Here is a 19,751-nt window from a genome sequence, read left to right on the forward strand (position 1 = left end):
TCGCCTCGATCAGGGCTTCACCTTTGCTGCGAGAATGGCGTCGGCCAGTTCGCCAATCGCGGCCACATCGAGTGTTTCGCTGCGCAGGGTCACGACTGGATCCTCGCCGTGATGCGCGCGGGCGCGATTATAGGCGGCGTCGTAATGGGCTGTGATCAGCTGGCCGGCCAGTTCGCGATAATCGCCGGCGGCATGCAGTGCGCGCCATTCGGCGATCCGGGTTTTGGCGTGGCGGCTGGCGAGCTGGTCAAGCGAGGCGTTCAGCTTGACGGTGTCCGAGACCAGGTCGGGATAGGCCTCAACCAGATATCGCGCGCGCGCCGGCACCGGAGCCGAGATGGCGATACGCGGCGCGGCTTTCATTGCGGTCCAGATGCGCGTCGGGATGTGCCGGCGCCCGACCATGTTGGATTCGGCCTCGAGATAGATCGGCCGGCTCAGATCCATGCCGCGCAATTGCTCCCAGATCAGGGTTTCGAAGCGTTTCTGGCTCGGTTGCGCAATGTCGGCGAAATCCCCGAAGGCCGAGCCGCGATGGCAGGCAAGGCCCTCCAGGTCGAGGATCTGGGCGCCTCTGGCCGCGAGCTCGAGCAGGATGGCGGTCTTGGCCGTGCCGGTCTGGCCGTCGATCAGGATGAAGGGCAGGGACGCCTCTGAGTGCTCCAGCTGTGCCACCACTTCGCGCCGCCAGGTACGATAGCCACCGCGCAGCAGCGAGACCTTCCAGCCCACCGCCGACAGGACCAGCGCCATCGAACGCGAACGCATGCCGCCGCGCCAGCAATAGAGGAGGACCTTCGATTTGCGCGGCAGGCCGGCCAGCGCGGTTTCGAGATGATGGCCGATATTGCGGGTCACCAGGGCCGCGCCTTCGCGGCGGGCATCGAAGGTGGAGACCTGTTTGTAGATCGTGCCGACGCGCACGCGTTCGTCATCGCTCAGCACTGGCAGATTGATGGCACCGGGCAGATGGTCCTCGGCAAATTCCCCCGGCGAACGGACATCGACGATCAGGTCGAAACCGGCCAGGCTGGCGGTATCCGTGTCATCGAGCATCGCATAATCGGGCATGGGCGCAGTATACTCCACTCGATCAATCCCACCGGACATGGCGACAGTCATGCCATTTGCCAGGAATTCCCATGACCGATCTCACGACGCCGCCCCTGCTGACAAGTCTGGCGCACGGCGGCGGTTGCGGCTGCAAGCTCGATCCATCGGTGCTCAACCAGATTATCGAGCGCACGCCGGGCCTTGCCATGCCGGCCGAACTGATCGTCGATGCGGCGACGCGCGATGATGCAGCGGTCTATCGTCTGGGCGATGATCTGGCGATTGTCGCGACGACGGATTTCTTCACCCCGATCGTCGATGACCCGTTTGATTTCGGCCGTATCGCTGCAACCAATGCCCTCTCCGATATCTACGCCATGGGCGCGCGGCCGATCTTCTGCCTGGCGATCGTCGGCATGCCGGTTGGCAAGCTGCCGCTGGAGACGATCCGTACCATTCTCAATGGCGGCCGCTCGGTCGCCGAGGCGGCAGGCGCACCGATTGCCGGCGGGCATTCGATCGATGCGGCCGAACCCTTCTACGGCCTGGTGGCGCTGGGAATTGTCCATCCCGACCGCATGCTGACCAATGCCGGAGCCAAGCCCGGCGATGTCCTCATTCTCGGCAAGCCGCTCGGGATCGGCATTTATAGCGCGGCCATGAAGCGTGGCATTATTTCACCGGAAGACCAGGCCGAGATGATCGCCTCGACGACATTGCTCAACCGGCCCGGCACGGATCTGGCCGGAATTGATGGTGTGCATGCCGTCACTGATGTCACCGGTTTCGGCCTGCTCGGGCATTTGCGCGAAATGTGTGAGGGCAGCGGCGTCGCCGCCGTGCTGACGCGCGATGCGGTGCCGGTTTTCGCTGGCGCGCGGCGACTGGCCGAGGACGGGGTGCGCACGGGCGCATCGGTGAGGGTCTGGGCGTCGGTCGGTGATTTCGTGACGGCGCCGGACGGCTGGCCCGATGCCGAGCGCGATCTGCTCTGCGATCCGCAGACCAGTGGCGGGCTTCTGGTCTCCTGCGCGCCGGAGCGTGCCGACGAAGTGCTGGCGCTGTTTACTCGCCACGGCCATGAGGCCGCGGCCGTGATCGGGCGGACTGAGGCCGGCAAGCCGGGGATCTCGCTGGTCTGATCCTGACCGTCAGAGTGGCAGGATTTGCGTTGTCTCGCCGGCCCGCGCTGCAGGCGCTTCGACTTCGCGCCGGATCAGTGCATTCGAATGCACCAGCGCCGACAAGGCCGAGGAGTCCTGATTGCCGAGCGGATGAACGCGGCCGGTCTGGCAGTCGATGCGGGCGCGGACGAAGTTCTCACGCATGCCATTGGCCGCCAGATCCTCGCCGAGCATGACGGTGGCAAACTCCAGTGATTCCGGCCGCCCGCTCAGAATGGCCAGAGCTGGTTGCAGCAGCAGCCGCGCCATCACCAGCGATGAGACCGGATTGCCGGGCAGACCCAGGAAAGCGGTCTCGTCCAGCCGTCCGAACCAGCTTGGCTTGCCCGGCTTGACCGCGATCTTGCCGAATTCCAGCTGGCCGCCCATGGCGTTGAAGACCTGGCGCAGATGATCATGATCACCGACCGAGGCGCCGCCAATGGTCACGATCAGGTCGAGCCCGCGCGCCGCCTCCAGCTTGGCGCGGACATCGGCCTTGCTGTCGCGGGCAATGCCCAGATAGACCGGCTCGCCGCCCCATTGGCGCACCAGCCCGTCCAGACCCCAGGCGATGGAATTGATGATCTGGTGTGGCCCCGGCGTCTGGCCCGGCTCGACCAGTTCGTCGCCGGTCGACAATATGCCGACGCGCGGACGGCGATGGACGGTGAGGCCTGTCATGCCGGCACCGGCGGCGAGGGCGACCGCGTCGGGGCTCAACAATATGCCCGACGGCAGCAGGATATCGCCGGCACTGAAATCAATCCCCGCGCCGCGAACATTGGAGTTTGGGCGCGGCGTGTCGTCGAGGGTGATGTGGTTGCCGTCGCGCACGACCCGCTCCTGCATCACCACCTGGTCAGCGCCCTGCGGCATCGGCGCGCCGGTCGAGATCCGGATGGCGTGGCCGGGCTTCAAGGCCAGATCGAAACCGTGCCCGGCCGCAGATTCGCCCTGAAGCGCCAGACGCTTGGGTGTGTCGCCGAGATCGCTTGAATGGATTGCATAGCCATCCATCGCCGACGCCGCGAACGGTGGTTGGGTCAGTACGGCGATGACAGGGTCGGCGAGGGTGCGGCCAGGCGCATCGATCAGCGTGCAGGGCTCGGCCTCCAGCGGCAGCAGCGCCGCCGCGATGCGGGCGCGGGCCGCCTCGACGGAGATCATGATGTCAGTCATCGCGTTGATAATCTCCGGATTTTCCGCCCGTTTTCTCTTCCAGCACGATGTCGGAAATGCGCATGGACTTATCGAGCGCCTTGGCCATGTCGTAAATCGTCAGCGCGGTGACAGACACTGCCGTCAGCGCCTCCATCTCGACCCCGGTCCGGCCGCGCGTCGAGACCTCGGCGCGGATAATGAAGCCCGATATCTCGTCGCTCGCGCTGATCGCGACCTTGGCCTGGGTGATGGGCAGCGGGTGGCAGAGCGGGATCAGGTCCGAGGTTTTCTTGGCCGCCATGATGCCGGCCAGCTCCGCCGTCTTGAGCGCATCGCCCTTGGGGCCCTGGCCATCGCGGATCGCCTGATAGGCGGTCTGGCTCATCGTGATGCGCCCCGTCGCGACGGCACGGCGGGTGGTTTCGTCCTTGTCGCCGACATCGACCATGCGGATGCGGCCATCATCATCCTGGTGCGTAAGTTTGGCGCTCATCGTCAGCGCTCCGTCAGGCGGGGCAGGAGGTCGACCAGATTGCACGGCCGGTGGGTGCGGTCGAATTCGTCCTTGAGAATATGGTTCCAGACATCCTTGCAGCCGCCCATCGAGCCGGGAATGGCGAAGAGATAGGTGCCGCCGGCAATCCCGGCCGTGGCGCGTGACTGGATGGTGGAGACGCCGACCGAGCGGAAGCTGACCTGGTGATAGACGGCAGAAAACCCGTCCATCTCCTTGTCATAGAGCGGTTTGAAAGCTTCAGGTGTGACATCGCGGCCGGTCAGGCCGGTGCCGCCGGTGGCGATGACGGCATGGATGGCAGGATCGGCGATCCAGGCCTGTAGCTGGTTCTGGATGGCGTCGATTTCATCGGCCACGATGGCATGGTCGATGACGGCATGGCCTTCGGCAGAGATCTGTTCGCGCAGCCAGGGGCCGGTCTTGTCGGTCTTGCTGTCGCGGCTGTCGGAGACGGTCATGACGGCAAAGCCGATCATGTCTGGAATGGCGCTCATGCTGTGCTTTCCTTCTCGCCGGCCAGCCAGGCCGATGCGGCTTCATCATCGCCGGGGCGTGGTTCGACCCAGTGCGAGCCGCTGCTGGTGTGTTCGCGTTTCCAGAACGGCGCCTGGGTCTTGAGAATATCGATCATGAAGCTGGTCGCCTCAAGGGCGGCGCGGCGGTGTGGTGCCGAGGCGCCGACGAAGACGATCGGCTCGCCAACCGCCATCCTGCCGACCCGATGGATGATCACCGCCTCGCCCAGCGACCAGCGCCGCACGGCCTCATCGGCGATGCGACCGAGCGCCTGCTCGGTGACGCCGGGATAATGCTCCAGCTCGAGCGCGACCAGATCATCGCCGCCGCGCACCTGGCCGGTAAAGCTGGCCACAGCGCCGCAGCTGGAATCCCGGCCTGTCAGCGCATCGAGCAATGCTCCGGCATCGAAGCGTTCCGTCTGGACCTTCACTGAAACCGCCACCGTCTAGCCCCCTGAAAAGGGCGGGCAGAAGGCGATGGTGTCGCCATCCTGGAGGGCTTGGCTGCGCGGCGCGATCTCGTCATTGATGATCAGGCGCACCGAAGGATGGGCGAGCGCTTCTGCTGCCGGATCGCGGGCAATCAGCCATTCGGCGAGGCCGCCACCATTAATGCCGGGCATGTGGTCGACGACCGATTCGGCGGTGCCCATCCTGTCTCGCAGGGCGGCGAAATAGCGGATTGTCAGGGCCATGGATCAGCCTCCGGTATGGGCCATGGTGCGGCCAACTGCGGCTTCAGCCCCGGCGGAGACATCGAAATCATGCGCCTGCGGCTTCAGCGCCATGGCTTCGTCGAGCAGGGCGTCGACCGCATCAAGCCCGCCCTCGCGCAAGGCCGCGCGCAGATCGAGCCGGCCATTGCGGCCCAGACACATATAGAGCTGGCCGGTGCAGGTCAGGCGGACCCGGTTGCAGCCGGCGCAGAAATTTTCGGTCAGGGGCGTGATCAGGCCAAGCCGGCCGCCGGTCTCCTCGACGCGGTGATAGCGCGCCGGGCCGCCGGTATTGTCGGTCAGCGGCGTCAGGGTCCAGCCCTTTTCCAGATCGGCCTTGACCTGGGCCAGCGACAGGAATTGATCCGAACGCGCCGCATCGACCTCGCCCAGCGGCATGATCTCGATCAGCGTCAGATCGAAACCGCGGCCATGGGCCCAGGCGATCAGCTCGCGCAGGGAATGTTCGTTATCATCCTTGAGGGCGACCGTATTGATCTTGATCTTGAGACCGGCTGCATCGGCCGCGTCAATTCCCGCCAGCGTGTCGGCAATCCGGCCGCCGCGGGTCAGGCGTGCGAAAGTCGCCGCGTCGAGCGTGTCGAGCGAGACATTGATCCGTTTGACACCGGCGGCGACGAGATCCCTTGCAAAGCGCGGCAGCTGCGTCGCATTGGTGGTCAGGCAGATCTCCTCCAGCCCGGTCGTACTGAGCCGGGTGCCGAGGTTTTCGATCAAGGTCATCACGTCGCGCCGCACCAGCGGCTCGCCGCCCGTGACACGGATTTTGGTGACGCCGCGGCGGATGAAGGCATCGCTCAGCTGGGTCAATTCTTCCAGCGTGAGCAATTCCGATTTTGGCAGAAAATCCGGCCGCGCCTTCATGCAATAGACGCAGCGCAGGTCGCAGCGATCCGTCACCGAGAGGCGCAGATAGGTGATGTGCCGCCCGAAATGATCGATCAGCGGGCGCTGGCCTGCGGCGGTGCTGGCAGCGTTTGAAATCGAACCGTCCACAAAAACCCCTGTCGCGGCAAACTTGCCGGCTTGATAAACATCAAAAATCGCCACGTGGCGAAGCGGCGTGTGGTCGCAGTCTAGCGCGAAGCGTGATGGTGCGCGAATGCGCAGATACGCCAGTGGCGTGATTGTGATGCGCGACGTGGTCTGTCAGGTATCGCAGCGAAGAGCCAGTTTCGATTTTCGCTTCACGGCGGCTCTGTGTATGGCTCACCATATTGGCTGCCGCGCTACGCGTCGCGGCCTCGATTTCCGGGGGGATTGTACCGTGTTGCTGCCATCCATTGCCGTCTTCCGGCATGATGCCTTCCTACGTTACTGGATCATGCGACAGGCCAATTCAGCGGCTCGCCAGATGATGGCGGTGGCGATTGGCTGGCAGGTTTATGACATCGCGCGCGAAACCCGTTCGGTCGAGGAATCGGCCCTGATGCTGGGTCTGGTCGGGCTGGCGCAATTTGCACCGGTCCTGCTGCTTTCGCTGGTTGGCGGGCAGGCAGCCGACAGGCTCGATCGCAAGATGATCCTGGTGGTCAGCAATATCGGCCGGGGCCTGTGCATGCTGGTGCTTGCGGCGAGTCCCTTTTTCGCGGGCCCGACGGCATTGTGGATGATCTATCTGACCTCGCTGGCGATGGGCGTGATGCATGCGTTTTCGCCAGCCGCTGCCAGTGCATTGTTTGCGCGCCTGATCCCGCGCGATGAATTGCGGCAGGCGATCGCCTGGAATTCACTGGGCTTTCAGGGTGCGGCGATCATCGGCCCGGCGATCGCCGGTCTGCTCTATATCGCCGGTCCGGCGACGGTTTATGTCACCGGTTTTGTCCTGACGGTCATCTCGATCTATGCCATCGCGACGGCTCGCACGCCGCAGCACGAACATGTCCGCGGCGTCAACGGCCGCGCCCTGATCGTCGAGGGCCTGCGCTATGTGCGCAATAACCGCATCGTGCTGGGCGCGATTTCGCTGGATCTGATTGTGGTTCTGTTTGGCGGTGTGACCGCGCTATTGCCGGTCTTCGCGCGCGATATTCTACACACCGATACTGTCGGGCTTGGCCTGTTGCGGACAGCGCCGGCGATTGGTGCGGCGATTGTCGCCTTCATGCTGGCGACCCGTCCGCTGACGCGCCATGTTGGCGGCTGGATGCTCGGGGCGATCGCGGTTTATGGCGTCGCCATGATCGGGTTTGCACTCTCCACCCTGATCATCCTGTCGATGGCCATGCTGGCGATTACCGGCGCCGCCGACATGATCTCGGTTTATATCCGCCAGTCCATCATTCAGCTCTCGACGCCGCAAAGCATGCGCGGCCGCGTCTCGGCGGTCGAGTTCATGTTTATCTCGGCGTCAAATGAGCTGGGCGAGTTTGAATCCGGCGTTGCGGCGCGCTTTCTCGGCCCGGTCGGTGCGGTGTTGATGGGCGGCGTTCTGGCGCTGATCACGGCGGCCAGCTGGTTCAAGCTCTTCCCGGACTTGTCCAAGACTGACGAGTTGAAACCGGCGGACGAAGAATAGACCCGGCGGGCGATGACGGTTGTCCGCCATCGCCCGCAGGTCCGACGCGACTACTCTTCGGACGGCTTGGCTTTCTTCTTGGTCTTCTTCAGCGCGTGATCGGGACCGCCCGGAGCCGGGCTCTCGGTTGGCGAGCGGCGCTTGACCGGGGCCGAGGCGACAACGGCCGGATCCCAGGGCTTGCTCGGACGTGGCGTGCCGGCCTTGGCGCCGGGCTTGCGATCCGCGCTGAACGGTTTGCTGCGCGGCTTGAACGGCGCACCGCCCTCGGCCGCACGAGGCTTGCCTTTCGGTGCGAAAGGCTTGTCGCCATCAGCCTTTCGGGGCTTGGGTGTGTAGGGTTTGTCGCCGTCGCTGGCGCGCGATTTGGCCTTCGGTGCATAGGGCGCGGTGAAGGCTGCATCATCCTGTGACTTGCCCTGATAGGGTTTGTCGGACTTGCCGGCATAGGGTTTCGGACGCGGTGTGAAATTGCCGCCGCCCTCGCCATCGCGAGCCGGTTTCGGACGGCCGGTATAGGCGGCCGGCTGGCGCGGGGTGCGTGGGCGGTCGAGCGGTGCGTCTGCACCGCCCTCATCACGGGTGATGCGGATCGACTTCTCGCCACCACCGGCTTTCTGCACCGCTTCCATGAAGCGATCAGACTCCGAGGCCAGGATCTCGAACCGGCTTTCTTCCTCGCCGATCTGGATCGCCCCGATTTCGCGCTTGGTGATATGGCCAAGACGGCAGATCAGCGGCAGGATCCAGCGCGGTTCGGCGCGATGTTTGCGGCCCGCGGTGAGACGGTACCAGACGCTGTCGCCAAACGGCTCGCGGCGCTTTTCCGGTGCGCCCGGGCCGTCATTGGAATAGGTGCCGGGATTTTCGATCAATTCCTCGGCGGACGGCATATCGGCCTGCCGGCGATTGAGGAAGGCGGCGGCAATCTGTTCGGCCGGATAGCGGGCGAGCAGTTCCTGGGCCATGGCGAGGGCGGCCTCGTCATAGGTCTCCGACAGCGACGGGTCGGACATGACGCGCTCGCGGTCTTTCGCCGTAATGTCTTCCAGGCTGGGCGCATTGCCCCATTCAGCCTGGATCTTGCCATCGCGCAGCAGGCGCTGGGCACGGCCGCGGCGGGTATGAGGCACGATCAGGACGCATGTGCCTTTCTGACCAGCCCGGCCAGTACGGCCCGAGCGGTGCAGCAGGGTGTCGCTATTGGTCGGCAGATCGGCATGGATCACCAGTTCGAGACCCGGCAGGTCGATACCGCGTGCGGCGACGTCGGTTGCGACACAGACGCGTGCGCGACCATCGCGCATGGCCTGCAGCGCCGAGGTGCGGTCTTTCTGGCTCAGTTCGCCGGACAGGGCGACGACGGCAAAGCCGCGATTGCCGAAACGGCTGGACAGCCGGTTGACCGCTTCGCGTGTGGCGCAGAAAACGATGGCGCTCGGGGCGTCATAGAAACGCAGGACATTGATGATGGCGTGTTCGCGATCGCTGGGCGCAACCGAGAGCGCCTTGTATTCGATATCGCTGTGCTGGGCGCGTTCCGAGACCGTGGAGATGCGCACGGCATTGCGCTGATAGCGCTTGGCCATATCGGCAATCGAGCGCGGGACGGTGGCCGAGAACATCAGCGTGCGGCGGCTCGCCGGTGCGGCATCGAGAATATATTCGAGGTCTTCGCGGAAGCCGAAATCGAGCATTTCATCGGCTTCGTCGAGCACCACGGCGCGCAAGGAGGACAGGTCGAGCGCACCGCGTTCGATATGGTCGCGCAGACGGCCGGGTGTGCCGACGACGATGTGGCATCCGGCTTCAAGCGCGCGGCGTTCGGTCCGTGTATCCATGCCGCCGACGCAGGTGACGACGCGGGCGCCGGTCTCGCCATAGAGCCAGACCAGTTCGCGCTGGACCTGCAGGGCCAGTTCGCGCGTCGGGGCGACGACGAGGGCCATCGGTTCGGCGCCGCGTTCGAAACGTTCGGCCTCGCCGAGCAGGGTCGGGGCGATGGCCATGCCGAATGCGGCCGTCTTGCCAGAGCCGGTCTGGGCCGAGACCAGGAGGTCGGCGCCATCGGCTTCCGGTGCGAGCACCGATTCCTGGACTTCTGTGAGGGTGGCAAAACCCTTCTTTTCAAGCGCGCGGGCCAATGCCGGCGCAATTCGGGTGTTCAGTGTCATGAGGTATTCTTCCAATCCGGGCGCGTGTTTGCTCCAGATCATGCCTCATGATGCCAGCTAACTGGCTCGGCCGACTGGTCCGATATTCGGGTGACGCGTCAGCGCCCCGTAACATGGCAGGTCCGGTTATGCACCTTGTTATATTGCGGTGCAGCAGAGCGGGGGTGGTCAGATCCTCTGGCCGGTGGCGTCCCAGTCGGCGAGGAAGCTGGCCAGGCCCTTGTCGGTCAGCGTGTGCTGCGACAGGGATTTGAGTACTTTCGGTGGAATCGTCGCGACATCGGCACCGGCCAGCGCGCAGGCCTCAACATGGGCGGCCGAGCGGATAGAGGCGGCGAGGATTTCGGTCTCGAAGCCATAAATGTCGTAAATCGCGCGGATCTTGTGGATCAAGTCCATACCGTCAACACCGAGATCGTCGAGTCGGCCGATGAAAGGCGAGATGAAGCGCGCTCCGGCCTTTGCCGCGAGCAGGGCCTGATTGGCCGAGAAGCACAGCGTGACATTGGTCGCTATACCTTCATCACTCAGGCCACGGCAGGCTTTCAGCCCGTCCCAGGTCAGCGGCAGTTTGACGGTGACATTGCCGGCAATTGCGGCAAGTCGCCGGCCCTCGCGCAGCATGCCTTCGGCATCCAGCGCCACGACTTCGGCGGACACCGGTCCGGGAATGATGTCGCAAATCTCGGCGATGACCTCCACGAAGTCCCGGCCGGATTGCTTGATCAGCGAGGGGTTTGTCGTGATGCCGTCGACAAGGCCTGTGGTCGCCAGTTCGCGGATTTCAGCTGTTTCGGCGGTATCGATAAAGAATTTCATGACGGCATCACCCTGGCAGATCGCTGGCTCGCACAAAATGGCGAGATGATCAGCCTAGCCGACCGCCTTCAGGCGACAAGCCTGAAGGCCAGCTTTGCCAGGGATGTCACTGAAATCTCACATGGCCTCACTCGGCCGGTGTCTGCGGTTTGACCTTGTGAATGCCCAGCATGTCGAAGGCGGCTTTCTCATAGAAGGGCTCGCCTGTCCCGCTGCGGATCTTGCCGATGAAATAGCTTTCGAAGGCTTCCTTGGCCATGTGGACCCATTTGCCCTCCGCGGCCCAATTGACATTGCGCGGCGGGATTTGCGGCATGGCGACGAAGGCGACGCCGCCATCGCCGAAATCGGCGAGGCAGACGGCATTCCAGGTCGCTTCATGGCGCGGCGCTTCACCCTTCATCACGGCGCGCATATTGCGAGCCGCCGCGACGACCATGGACTCGATCATGAAGCCCGTTTTCGGGACGCCGACGGGGACGGCGTAATTGCCGACGGGCGGAATCGCGATGCAGACACCGATACCGTAGATATTGGGGAAGGTGGGGTTGCGCTGGGATTTGTCGACGATGACGAAGCCACGCGGATTGACCAGGCCCTCAATGCCGCGCAGCGCGGGAATGCCGCGGAAGGGCGGCAGCATCATCGAATACTTGAAGGGCAGTTCGTGGGTCTTGGCGACGGTGCCGTCCTCGGCGACCTGCTCGACATGCATCAGCCCGTCCTCGACCTTGGTGACGCGGGCGCTGGTGATCCATTTGATATGCCGATTACGCAGCTCGCTCTCGAGCATGCCCTTGGTGTCGCCGACACCGTCGAGCCCGAGATGGCCGATATAGGGTTCGGAGGTGACGAAGGTCATCGGCACCTTGTCGCGAATCTTGCGGCGGCGCAGATCGGTTTCCATGATCATGGCGGATTCATAGGCCGGCCCGAAGCACGACGCGCCCTGCACCGCGCCGACCACGATCGGGCCCGGATCGGCGACGAATTTATCCCAGACCTGCTTCGAGGCCGCGGCATGATCGACATGGCAGATGGATTGCGTGAAGCCGCCATGGGGACCCAGCCCCTCGATCTCGTCGAAGGCGAGTTCCGGGCCGGTGCAGATGGCAAGATAGTCGTAGGTCACCGTCTCGCCATTGGCGAGGTCGATGGCATTCTCGTGTGGCCGCAAACCGGTCGCGGCGGCGTGGATGAAATTGATCTTTTTCCGGCTCAACATCGGTTCCAGTTCGACCTTGATCTGGTCGGGCTGGCGCCAGTCGACGGCGACCCAGGGATTGGAAGGCGTGAAGTGGAAGGTCGCGCTGTCGCTGATGACGGTGACCGTATCGGTCTTGCCGGCGTGTTTGCGGGCCTCGAGCGCCATCGGTACGCCGCCCAGTCCGGCTCCCAGTACAACAATATGTGCCATGTCACGCTCCTTCGGGGTTGAGAGGGTCGCTGATCAGCCTGGCAGGCTGTCGGCGGCGGTGCAGAAGTCTTCCTTGAGATGTTTGAGAATGCCGTGGCAGCGCTCGTCTGCGATCGAATAGTGAACCTGCAGGCCCGCCTTGCGTCCGGTGACCAGGCCTTCGCTGCGCATCTTGGCGAGGTGTTGCGACATCGCCGACTGCGACAGACCCGCCATCTCGCACAATTCCGACACCGTGGCCTCGCCGAGCGCCAGGCGGCACAGGATCAACAGGCGCTTTTCATTCGCGAGCTGCTTGAGGAAGGCGGCGGCATCGCCGGCCTGGTGTTGCAGCTCGGCGAAATGGCTGTCGGCTTCGGGCTTGTTCAGGTTTGCGTTCATCGGTGTTCCAAACATTAGTTGACACTAAAATATCTTTCACTACATTAGTTGTCAATTATGTTTTCTTCACCGCCGAGGAGATTCCCCGATGAGCCTGCGTGAGCTGGACCCGAAGACCGCCCTTGAAGCGGTGCAGTCGAAACAAGCCATCCTGATCGATGTGCGCGAGCCGCGCGAATACGCCTCCGAGCGCATTCACGGCGCCTTGCTGTTTCCCCTTTCAACCTTTGACCCCGCCGCCTTGCCTGTCGACAAGACCCGGGAAGTGATCTTTCATTGCGGCTCCGGCAAGCGCTCCGCCGATGCGGTGGCACGCTGCGAGGCGGCGGGCATCCCCATCACCACGCATGTGCGCGGCGGGCTGATGTCCTGGAAACAGGCCGGTCTGGCGACCATCGCGATTGACCCGGCGACCGGTGCCATTTTCGACCCCCAAGCCGTATGAGGCCCCCAATGCGACTGACCGGACTCATTCTCCCGCTAACCCTTGCCAGCCTTGGCCTGCCAACAGCCACGCTCGCCCAGACCGGCGAGACCTATACGGTGGCCGAGCAGCAGATCGTCGACCGCAAGGCGGTTTTCGCCACGGTTGAGAGCGTCGATGTCGTCAGCGCCCGCGCCCGGATTGGCGGCACGATCGGCGAATTGCGGGTCGATGAGGGTGACGCGGTCATCGCCGGTGATATTCTCGCCATCGTGGTTGATGACCGGATTGCGCCACAGATCGGGGCCGTCAACGGTCAGGTTTCGGCGCTGGAATCGCAATTGGCCCAGGCCCGGATCGATCTGACCCGGGCACAGGACCTGTTTGACCGCGGGATATTCCCCCAGGCCCGGCTCGACCAGGCGCGCACGGCTGTCGACGTCCTGGACGGGCAGGTGTCCGCCGCGCGCCAGAACCGCAATGTCCTGGTGCAGCAATCGCGGCAGGGCGATGTGCTCGCGCCGGCGTCCGGCCGCGTGTTGCAGGTTCCCGTGACCTCCGGCAGCGTGGTTTTGCCCGGCGAAGCCGTCGCGATGATCGCCTCCGATCTCTATCTTCTGCGCCTGCGCCTGCCCGAGCGGCATGCCCGCAGCATTCGCGAGGGCGATGCGGTGATGGTCGACGTTTCCGACCTGACCGGCGATGTCTCCCCGTCGGGCTATATCCGGCAAGTCTATCCGCAGGTTGAAGATGGCCGCGTGATCGCCGATGCGGTCGTCGAAGGCCTGGGCAGCTATTTCGTCGGCGAGCGTGTGCGGGTCTATGTCGCGGTGGATGAGCGCGCCGCTATCCTGGTGCCCGCCAGCTATCTGGCGAACCGTTACGGTGTCGATTATGCCCGCCTGCTCCATGAGGATGGCAGCCATTCCGACATTGTCGTCCAGCGCGGTCTCGACACCGCCGATGGTGTGGAGGTCCTCGGTGGCCTCGCCGCCGGTGACCTGCTGGTGCAGCCATGAAGCTCGGCATTTCCGGACACCTCACCAAGGCCTTCATCAACTCGCCGCTGACGCCGCTTATCCTGCTGGCTTCGCTGGCCGTGGGCTTTCTGGCGCTGATGGTGATCCCGCGCGAGGAAGAGCCGCAGATTTCCGTGCCCATGGTCGATGTCATCGTCCAGACCGATGGTCTGCGCGCCGCCGATGGCGTCGAACTGGTGACCGAGCCGCTCGAGGCGATCATTCGTTCGATCGATGCGGTCGAGCATGTCTACTCCCAGACCAGTGATGACCAGGTGATGGTGACGGCCCGTTTCGATGTCGGCACCGACCCGGACGCGGCCATCCTGCGCGTGCATGAACGTATCCGCGCCAATATGGACCGCATCCCGCACGGCATTCCCGAGCCGCTTGTTGTTGGCCGCGGCATTGATGATGTCGCGATTGTATCGCTGACGCTCTCGCCCCGGGCTGATGAGGCCGGGCATTGGGACGACAATGCCCTTTACAATATCGTCGAGGAATTGCGCGCCGCCCTGCTCTCGGTCGAGGATGTCGGCCTGACCTATATCGTCGGCGGCCGCGCCGACCAGATCCGCATCGAGCCCGATCCGGAGCGCCTGTCGCAATACGGCATTACGCTGCAACAGCTTGCCGGCCGCATCGCCGAGGCCAATCGCTCTTTCCCGGTCGGCGATCTCACCGCCACTGACCAGGCCTGGTCGGTCACCGCCGGTCAGACCCTTCAGGGCATTCCCGATATCGGGCTTCTGCTGGTCACCGCCCGCGATGGCCGCCCGGTCTATGTCCGCGACGTCGCCACGGTGGTGGTCGGTTCCATGCCGACCGATGCCCGCGCCTGGATGCTCAATCGCGAGGAAGGCGAGACCGAGTGGAATCGCCTGCCCGCCGTCACCCTGGCGATTGCCAAGCGCGAGGGCGCCAATGCGGTCGTTGTCTCGGAACACATCATCGAGCGTATTGAATCGCTTGAGGGCACGCTGATCCCGCACGGGCTCGAGGTCACCATCACCCGCAATTACGGCGAGACCGCGAATGAGAAAGCCAATGAGCTCCTCTTCCACCTCGCCCTGGCGACTGTCTCCATCGTTCTGCTTGTCACCTTCGTGATCGGCTGGCGCGAGGGGGTGGTGGTGTTTGTCGTCATCCCGACGACCATCCTTCTGACCCTGTTTGCCTCCAATCTGATGGGCTACACCATCAATCGCGTCTCGCTGTTCGCGCTGATTTTCTCGATCGGCATTCTCGTTGATGACGCGATTGTCGTGATCGAGAATATTGCCCGTCATTGGGCGATGCGCGACGGTCGGTCCCGTGTCCAGGCTGCCATCGAGGCGGTTGCCGAAGTCGGCAATCCGACCATAGTCGCGACGCTGACCGTGGTCGCGGCGCTTCTGCCCATGCTCTTCGTTTCCGGACTGATGGGGCCTTATATGGCGCCCATCCCGGTCAATGCCTCGGCGGCCATGATCTTCTCCTTCTTCGTCGCCATGGTGCTCACGCCCTGGCTGATGAAAGTCATCGCCGGCGGCAAGCCCGACAAGCCGGGCGATGATGCCGCCCACGCCCATGAAAGCGAAGGCCCGCTCGGCCGGCTCTATCGCCGCGTCGCCGCGCCGGTGATCGCCACGCGCGGCCGCGCCTGGACGCTTCTGCTGGTGATCGGGGTTTTCACCCTGGGTTCGATGTCGCTCTTCTTTACCCGCACGGTGACGGTCAAGCTTCTGCCCTTCGACAATAAATCGGAATTCCAGGTCGTCATCGATCTTCCCGAGGGTGCCACGCTGGAGCGGACCGAACGCGTGCTGGGCGAGGCGGCTGATCGTCTGGCAGCCCTGCCGGAGGCGACTTCCATCCAGCTCTATAGCGGCACTTCGGCACCGTTCAATTTCAACGGCCTGGTGCGCCACTACTATCTGCGCAACCGGCCGGAACTGGGCGATCTCCAGGTCAATCTGGCGCCGAAGACCGAGCGCGACCGCTCCTCGCACGAAATCGCGCTGGAAGCGCGGCAATTGCTTGCCGGTCTCGACATGCCCGAGGGCACGGTGGTGCGCGTCGCCGAAATTCCGCCGGGACCGCCGGTGATGGCAACCCTGCTGGCCGAGATCTACGGGCCTGATGCCGAGACCCGGCGGGCCGTCGCCACCGAAGTCCGCGCGGCCTTCGCCTCGGTGCCCTATATCGTCGATATCGACGATAGTTTCGGCACGCCGCGTCCACGCCTGCGTATTGCCATAGACCAGGACAGTCTCGAATTCTTCCAGGTCCAGCAAAGCGACGTCTATGACACCATCCAGGCCCTGATTGGTGGCATGCCCGTGGGCTATTCGCATCGCGGTGAGGGCCGTAATCCGATTGATATCTCGGTTGCTCTGCCGCGCGGCGCGCGCAGCTGGAATGAACGTCTGGCCTCGACACCGGTGCCCGCAAACGGGCTTCCCGGTGCCCGCGGCATTGTCGAACTCGGCGATGTGGTTTCCGTCACCGAAGAACCCGGATCCTACCCGATCTATCGCCGCGATGGCCGCTATGCCGAAATGGTGATGGGCGAGCTGGCCGGGGCCTATGAAGCGCCGATCTATGGCATGGGCGCTGTCGCCGATGCGCTCGACGACCGGCCCTGGACCGAGGCCGTGCCGCAACCGGTGATCCGCTTGCATGGCCAGCCAGCCAGCGACGATGAGCCGACCCTGCTGTGGGATGGCGAATGGGAGATCACCTATGTCACCTTCCGCGATATGGGGGCCGCTTTCATGGTCGCCCTGCTCGCCGTTTATGTGCTTGTGGTGGCCCAGTTCGGATCCTTCCGGGTGCCGCTCATCATCCTCACGCCGGTGCCATTGACCTTCATTGGCATCATGTTCGGTCACTGGATGTTCGGCGCCGCCTTCACCGCGACCTCGATGATCGGTTTCATCGCCCTGGCTGGTATCATCGTGCGCAACTCGATCCTGTTGGTCGACTTCATCCGCCACGGCGCGGAGGCCGGCGAGCCGCTGCGGGAAACCTTGCTGCGCGCCGGCGCGATCCGCTTCAAACCCATCATGCTGACCGCAATCGCGGCGATGATCGGCGCGGTCGTCATCCTGGGTGATCCGATCTTCCAGGGTCTGGCGATTTCGCTTCTGTTCGGCCTGGCTTCCTCGACCCTTCTGACGGTCCTGGTGATCCCGGCCATCTATGTCGTTTTCAAGGATCCGGACGTGCCTTACGTGCCGGCAACCGGCGATGAGCCGGTCCAAACTCAAGGGAGTGCATCATGACTGTAGGACGCGGCGTAACCCTGCTTGCGGGCAGTTTTGTCCTGATTTCCATCCTTCTTGCCTGGCTGGTCCATCCCTGGTGGATATTCCTGGCGGTCTTCGTCGGGCTCAACCTGGTCCAGTCCAGCTTCACCGGCTTCTGCCCAGCGGCGAATATCCTGCGCGCGGTGGGGCTTCGCGGCGAAGTCTGAGTGGTTCGGGGCGACCGCATCCGGCGTTTCGTGCCTATCGGTCTGATTTGCCGATTGCCTGATTTGTCGGTTGATTGCGGCCCCGGTTATGCGGTCTGATTGGCGCAAGACAGATTTCGCCAACGTCCCGCCGAAAGACCCAGCGCCATGAACCCAGCTCCGAGCCTGCCGCAGCGTATTGTGATTGTCGGCGCCGGCCATGCGGGCGGCGCCGTCGCGGCGCAATTGCGCCAGAGCGGATTTGCCGGCGCAATCACGCTGATCGGCGAGGAACCGGTCGTGCCCTATCAGCGTCCGCCCCTGTCCAAGGCCTGGCTGGCGGGCACCAGCAGTCTCGATCATGTCATCCTGCGGCCGGAAGACTGGTACAATGACAATGATGTCGACCTGCGGCTCGGCACCTGTGTCGCCCGTATCGACCGAACGGCGCGAGCGGTGATCCTCGGCGATGGCGAGGCTATCGGCTATGACGCGCTGGTCATCGCGACGGGCGCGCGGCCGCGCGTGCTCGGCCTGCCCGGCGAGGGTCTTACCGGCGTGCTCAGCCTGCGCAACCTGGCCGATGCCGAAGCGTTGAAGACCGCGATGATCCCCGGCAAGACCATCGTCTTGATCGGAGCAGGCTATATCGGTCTGGAAGTCGCCGCCTCGGCCCGCAAGGCGGGTTTGAAAGCCATTATCGTGGAACGCGAGGCCCGCAGCGCCGCCCGCGTCGCCAGCGCAACCATGTCGCAATTCCTTGAACGCTATCACCGCGATCATGAGGTCGAGTTCATCTTCAATGCCGCCGCCAAGGGCTTTGCCGGAACCGAGGCCGTAACGGCTGTCGAGCTGGCCGATGGCCGTGTGCTGGCCTGCGATCTGGTTCTGGTCGGTGCCGGGGTCGTGCCCAATGACGCGCTGGCACGGGAGGCCGGGCTGGAGTGCGGCAATGGCATAATTGTCGACGCCGAGGCGCGCACCAGTGATCCGGCGATCTTCGCCATTGGCGATGTCTCCTTCCGCCCGCTGGAACTCTACAACACGCAATTCCGGCTCGAGAGCGTGCCCAATGCGCTGGAACAGGCGCGCTGCGTCGCTCATGTCCTGACGTCGACGTCGCCGCACGCGCCGGAAGTGCCCTGGTTCTGGTCGGATCAATATGATCTGAAAATCCAGCTCGCCGGCCTGCCGCTGGATGCGACCAGCCAGCTGGTGCGCGGCGATCCCGCGACGGGGAAGTTCGCCGTGTTTCACCTGCAGGGCAATCGAGTCCGGTCCGTCGAAGCGGTCAATGCACCGCCGGAATTCATGTTCGGGCGCAAACTGATCGCTGCCGGCACGCCGGTCGACCTGGAGCGGCTGGCCGACATTTCTGTATCGATGAAGCAGGTCGCGATCTGATCCATACGTATATGTTGCGCTGCACAATAGGCGTTGACGGCTGGCGTTTTGACCGCGAATTTCGGCTCCTGGCTTGATTGAGCCGACAAGAAGGACCTGGCCATGCCCGCAAGTGAAACGCCCGAAACCCGCAAGACACCCGCCGAGCTGATCGAAGGGCTTGAGCGTCTGCTGTCGGTCGAGAAGCTGGACACCGATCTTTATCGCGGTCTGCGCAATCCGGGCGGGCAGGGGCGGGTGTTTGGCGGCCAGGTGATCGCCCAGGCGCTGATGTCGGCGACCGGCTCGGTCGAACCCGGCCGGGTCGTGCATTCACTCCACGCTTATTTCATGCGGCCGGGCGATGAAAACCTGCCGATCATCTGCCGCGTCGAGCGCGATTTTGACGGTCGCAGTTTTTCCACGCGGCGCGTCATCGCAATGCAGAATGGCAAGCCCATCCTCAATCTGGCGGCGTCTTTCCAGATCCCCGAAGACGGGTTCAGCCATCAGGCCGAAATGCCCGATGTGCCGCAACCGGAAGACCTGCTCAGCGATGCCGAACTGATCCAGCGCGAGAGCGCCGAACTGCCGGAAGCCTTCGTGAAGGCGATGACGCGGCCACGTCCGATCGAAATGCGGGCGGTCAAGCCCTGGTCATTGCTGCGTCCGGAGCAGAGCGAGCCGGTCCGGCAGATCTGGATGCGGGCAGTGGCACCGATTGCCGGCGATCAGGTGATGCACCGCGCGATCATGACCTATGCCTCCGACATGGCCTTGCTGAGCACCAGTATGCAGCCGCACGGGGTCAGCTGGATCAGTCCCGGCATGCAGTCGGCCAGTCTGGATCATGCGCTGTGGCTGCATGGCGATGTGCGCGCGGATGAGTGGATGCTCTACGTCACCGACAGTCCCTGGGCTGGCGGTGGCCGCGGCTTCAATCGCGGCCAGATCTTTTCCCGCGACGGCCGTCTGATTGCCAGCACGGCGCAGGAAGGCCTGATCCGGCAGCGCCGGACCTAGGGCCG

The 19,751-nt window shown here is 64.0% G+C and carries 19 protein-coding genes; 8 read left to right on the forward strand and 11 right to left on the reverse strand.

Going from position 1 to position 19,751, the window contains the following annotated elements:
* Window positions 1-9: 9 nt before the first annotated feature.
* Entirely contained in the window at window positions 10-1,071 is a 1,062-nt protein-coding gene (mnmH, locus tag BLT42_RS00615) for a tRNA 2-selenouridine(34) synthase MnmH (RefSeq protein WP_091765163.1), read from the reverse strand.
* 71 nt (window positions 1,072-1,142) lie between these two features.
* Between mnmH and selD the strand changes: the two genes are divergently transcribed.
* The gene (gene selD, locus BLT42_RS00620; RefSeq protein WP_091765166.1) at window positions 1,143-2,195 is read left to right on the forward strand and encodes a selenide, water dikinase SelD; all 1,053 of its coding nucleotides are present in this window, start codon (window positions 1,143-1,145) and stop codon (window positions 2,193-2,195) included.
* A 9-nt stretch (window positions 2,196-2,204) separates the two neighbouring features.
* Here selD and BLT42_RS00625 read toward each other — a convergent pair whose 3' ends face one another.
* From BLT42_RS00625 to moaA, 6 genes are read right to left on the reverse strand one after another with little or no spacing between them, the layout of a single operon-like run.
* Window positions 2,205-3,398, reverse strand: coding sequence for a molybdopterin molybdotransferase MoeA (locus tag BLT42_RS00625; protein ID WP_091765169.1), 1,194 nt, complete (start codon window positions 3,396-3,398; stop codon window positions 2,205-2,207).
* Window positions 3,391-3,873: a cyclic pyranopterin monophosphate synthase MoaC gene (gene moaC / locus BLT42_RS00630; protein WP_091765172.1), complete on the reverse strand. Its 483-nt coding sequence runs from the start codon at window positions 3,871-3,873 to the stop codon at window positions 3,391-3,393. Before moaC ends, BLT42_RS00625 begins: the two co-directional genes overlap by 8 nt.
* A 2-nt stretch (window positions 3,874-3,875) precedes the next feature.
* A complete protein-coding gene (locus tag BLT42_RS00635) occupies window positions 3,876-4,391 on the reverse strand; it encodes a molybdenum cofactor synthesis domain-containing protein (RefSeq protein ID WP_091765175.1) in 516 nt (171 codons plus the stop codon).
* A complete protein-coding gene (locus BLT42_RS00640) occupies window positions 4,388-4,858 on the reverse strand; it encodes a molybdenum cofactor biosynthesis protein MoaE (protein WP_091765178.1) in 471 nt (156 codons plus the stop codon). The genes BLT42_RS00635 and BLT42_RS00640 overlap by 4 nt, the downstream gene beginning before the upstream one ends.
* 3 nt (window positions 4,859-4,861) lie before the next feature.
* The gene (locus BLT42_RS00645; protein WP_091765181.1) at window positions 4,862-5,110 is read right to left on the reverse strand and encodes a MoaD/ThiS family protein; all 249 of its coding nucleotides are present in this window, start codon (window positions 5,108-5,110) and stop codon (window positions 4,862-4,864) included.
* Between the two features lie 3 nt (window positions 5,111-5,113).
* Entirely contained in the window at window positions 5,114-6,136 is a 1,023-nt protein-coding gene (gene moaA / locus BLT42_RS00650; protein ID WP_176780203.1) for a GTP 3',8-cyclase MoaA, read from the reverse strand.
* 283 nt (window positions 6,137-6,419) lie between these two features.
* On the opposite strand from moaA, the gene BLT42_RS00655 reads away from it, so the two are divergent.
* Complete coding sequence (locus BLT42_RS00655) at window positions 6,420-7,670, forward strand: MFS transporter (protein WP_233342233.1); 1,251 nt, start codon at window positions 6,420-6,422, stop codon at window positions 7,668-7,670.
* A 50-nt stretch (window positions 7,671-7,720) separates the two neighbouring features.
* Here BLT42_RS00655 and BLT42_RS00660 read toward each other — a convergent pair whose 3' ends face one another.
* The 4 genes from BLT42_RS00660 to BLT42_RS00675 form a co-directional block, all read right to left on the reverse strand.
* A complete protein-coding gene (locus BLT42_RS00660; protein WP_091765843.1) occupies window positions 7,721-9,844 on the reverse strand; it encodes a DEAD/DEAH box helicase in 2,124 nt (707 codons plus the stop codon).
* Window positions 9,845-10,012: 168 nt separating this feature from the next.
* Window positions 10,013-10,663, reverse strand: a complete 651-nt coding sequence (gene fsa, locus BLT42_RS00665) for a fructose-6-phosphate aldolase (protein WP_091765195.1) — start codon at window positions 10,661-10,663, stop codon at window positions 10,013-10,015.
* Between the two features lie 127 nt (window positions 10,664-10,790).
* A complete protein-coding gene (locus tag BLT42_RS00670) occupies window positions 10,791-12,080 on the reverse strand; it encodes an NAD(P)/FAD-dependent oxidoreductase (protein WP_091765198.1) in 1,290 nt (429 codons plus the stop codon).
* A gap of 33 nt (window positions 12,081-12,113) precedes the next feature.
* Window positions 12,114-12,461, reverse strand: a complete 348-nt coding sequence (locus BLT42_RS00675) for an ArsR/SmtB family transcription factor (RefSeq protein ID WP_091765201.1) — start codon at window positions 12,459-12,461, stop codon at window positions 12,114-12,116.
* A gap of 88 nt (window positions 12,462-12,549) precedes the next feature.
* Here BLT42_RS00675 and BLT42_RS00680 point away from each other — a divergent pair, with 88 nt between their 5' ends.
* From BLT42_RS00680 to BLT42_RS00705, 6 genes are all read left to right on the forward strand, one after another.
* Window positions 12,550-12,906 carry a rhodanese-like domain-containing protein gene (locus BLT42_RS00680; protein WP_091765204.1) on the forward strand — a complete coding sequence of 119 codons (357 nt, stop codon included), beginning with the start codon at window positions 12,550-12,552 and terminating at the stop codon, window positions 12,904-12,906.
* Between the two features lie 8 nt (window positions 12,907-12,914).
* The gene (locus BLT42_RS00685) at window positions 12,915-13,904 is read left to right on the forward strand and encodes an efflux RND transporter periplasmic adaptor subunit (RefSeq protein WP_091765207.1); all 990 of its coding nucleotides are present in this window, start codon (window positions 12,915-12,917) and stop codon (window positions 13,902-13,904) included.
* Window positions 13,901-17,170 (forward strand): efflux RND transporter permease subunit, encoded by a 3,270-nt coding sequence (locus BLT42_RS00690; protein ID WP_091765210.1) that lies wholly within the window; start codon window positions 13,901-13,903, stop codon window positions 17,168-17,170. The genes BLT42_RS00685 and BLT42_RS00690 overlap by 4 nt, the downstream gene beginning before the upstream one ends.
* Window positions 17,167-17,361, forward strand: a complete 195-nt coding sequence (locus tag BLT42_RS00695; RefSeq protein WP_091765213.1) for a YgaP family membrane protein — start codon at window positions 17,167-17,169, stop codon at window positions 17,359-17,361. The genes BLT42_RS00690 and BLT42_RS00695 overlap by 4 nt, the downstream gene beginning before the upstream one ends.
* Before the next feature lie 147 nt (window positions 17,362-17,508).
* Window positions 17,509-18,744, forward strand: a complete 1,236-nt coding sequence (locus BLT42_RS00700; RefSeq protein ID WP_091765215.1) for an NAD(P)/FAD-dependent oxidoreductase — start codon at window positions 17,509-17,511, stop codon at window positions 18,742-18,744.
* A 102-nt stretch (window positions 18,745-18,846) separates the two neighbouring features.
* Entirely contained in the window at window positions 18,847-19,746 is a 900-nt protein-coding gene (locus BLT42_RS00705; protein WP_091765217.1) for an acyl-CoA thioesterase, read from the forward strand.
* Window positions 19,747-19,751: the final 5 nt, after the last annotated feature.

Origin of the sequence: Maricaulis salignorans (assembly GCF_900103475.1) — a bacterium.
In the GTDB taxonomy this organism is placed as follows: domain Bacteria; phylum Pseudomonadota; class Alphaproteobacteria; order Caulobacterales; family Maricaulaceae; genus Maricaulis; species Maricaulis salignorans.

Bases quoted from the DNA above. Each gene is read 5' to 3' on its own strand.
- BLT42_RS00645 (WP_091765181.1), bottom strand. From the start codon at position 5,110: ATGGCCCTGACAATCCGCTATTTCGCCGCCCTGCGAGACAGGATGGGC.
- BLT42_RS00680 (WP_091765204.1), top strand. From the start codon at position 12,550: ATGAGCCTGCGTGAGCTGGACCCGAAGACCGCCCTTGAAGCGGTGCAG.
- selD (WP_091765166.1), top strand. From the start codon at position 1,143: ATGACCGATCTCACGACGCCGCCCCTGCTGACAAGTCTGGCGCACGGC.
- BLT42_RS00625 (WP_091765169.1), bottom strand. From the start codon at position 3,398: ATGACTGACATCATGATCTCCGTCGAGGCGGCCCGCGCCCGCATCGCG.
- BLT42_RS00705 (WP_091765217.1), top strand. From the start codon at position 18,847: ATGCCCGCAAGTGAAACGCCCGAAACCCGCAAGACACCCGCCGAGCTG.
- fsa (WP_091765195.1), bottom strand. From the start codon at position 10,663: ATGAAATTCTTTATCGATACCGCCGAAACAGCTGAAATCCGCGAACTG.
- BLT42_RS00685 (WP_091765207.1), top strand. From the start codon at position 12,915: ATGCGACTGACCGGACTCATTCTCCCGCTAACCCTTGCCAGCCTTGGC.
- mnmH (WP_091765163.1), bottom strand. From the start codon at position 1,071: ATGCCCGATTATGCGATGCTCGATGACACGGATACCGCCAGCCTGGCC.
- BLT42_RS00695 (WP_091765213.1), top strand. From the start codon at position 17,167: ATGACTGTAGGACGCGGCGTAACCCTGCTTGCGGGCAGTTTTGTCCTG.
- BLT42_RS00670 (WP_091765198.1), bottom strand. From the start codon at position 12,080: ATGGCACATATTGTTGTACTGGGAGCCGGACTGGGCGGCGTACCGATG.
- BLT42_RS00660 (WP_091765843.1), bottom strand. From the start codon at position 9,844: ATGACACTGAACACCCGAATTGCGCCGGCATTGGCCCGCGCGCTTGAA.
- moaC (WP_091765172.1), bottom strand. From the start codon at position 3,873: ATGAGCGCCAAACTTACGCACCAGGATGATGATGGCCGCATCCGCATG.
- BLT42_RS00635 (WP_091765175.1), bottom strand. From the start codon at position 4,391: ATGAGCGCCATTCCAGACATGATCGGCTTTGCCGTCATGACCGTCTCC.
- BLT42_RS00700 (WP_091765215.1), top strand. From the start codon at position 17,509: ATGAACCCAGCTCCGAGCCTGCCGCAGCGTATTGTGATTGTCGGCGCC.
- BLT42_RS00675 (WP_091765201.1), bottom strand. From the start codon at position 12,461: ATGAACGCAAACCTGAACAAGCCCGAAGCCGACAGCCATTTCGCCGAG.
- BLT42_RS00690 (WP_091765210.1), top strand. From the start codon at position 13,901: ATGAAGCTCGGCATTTCCGGACACCTCACCAAGGCCTTCATCAACTCG.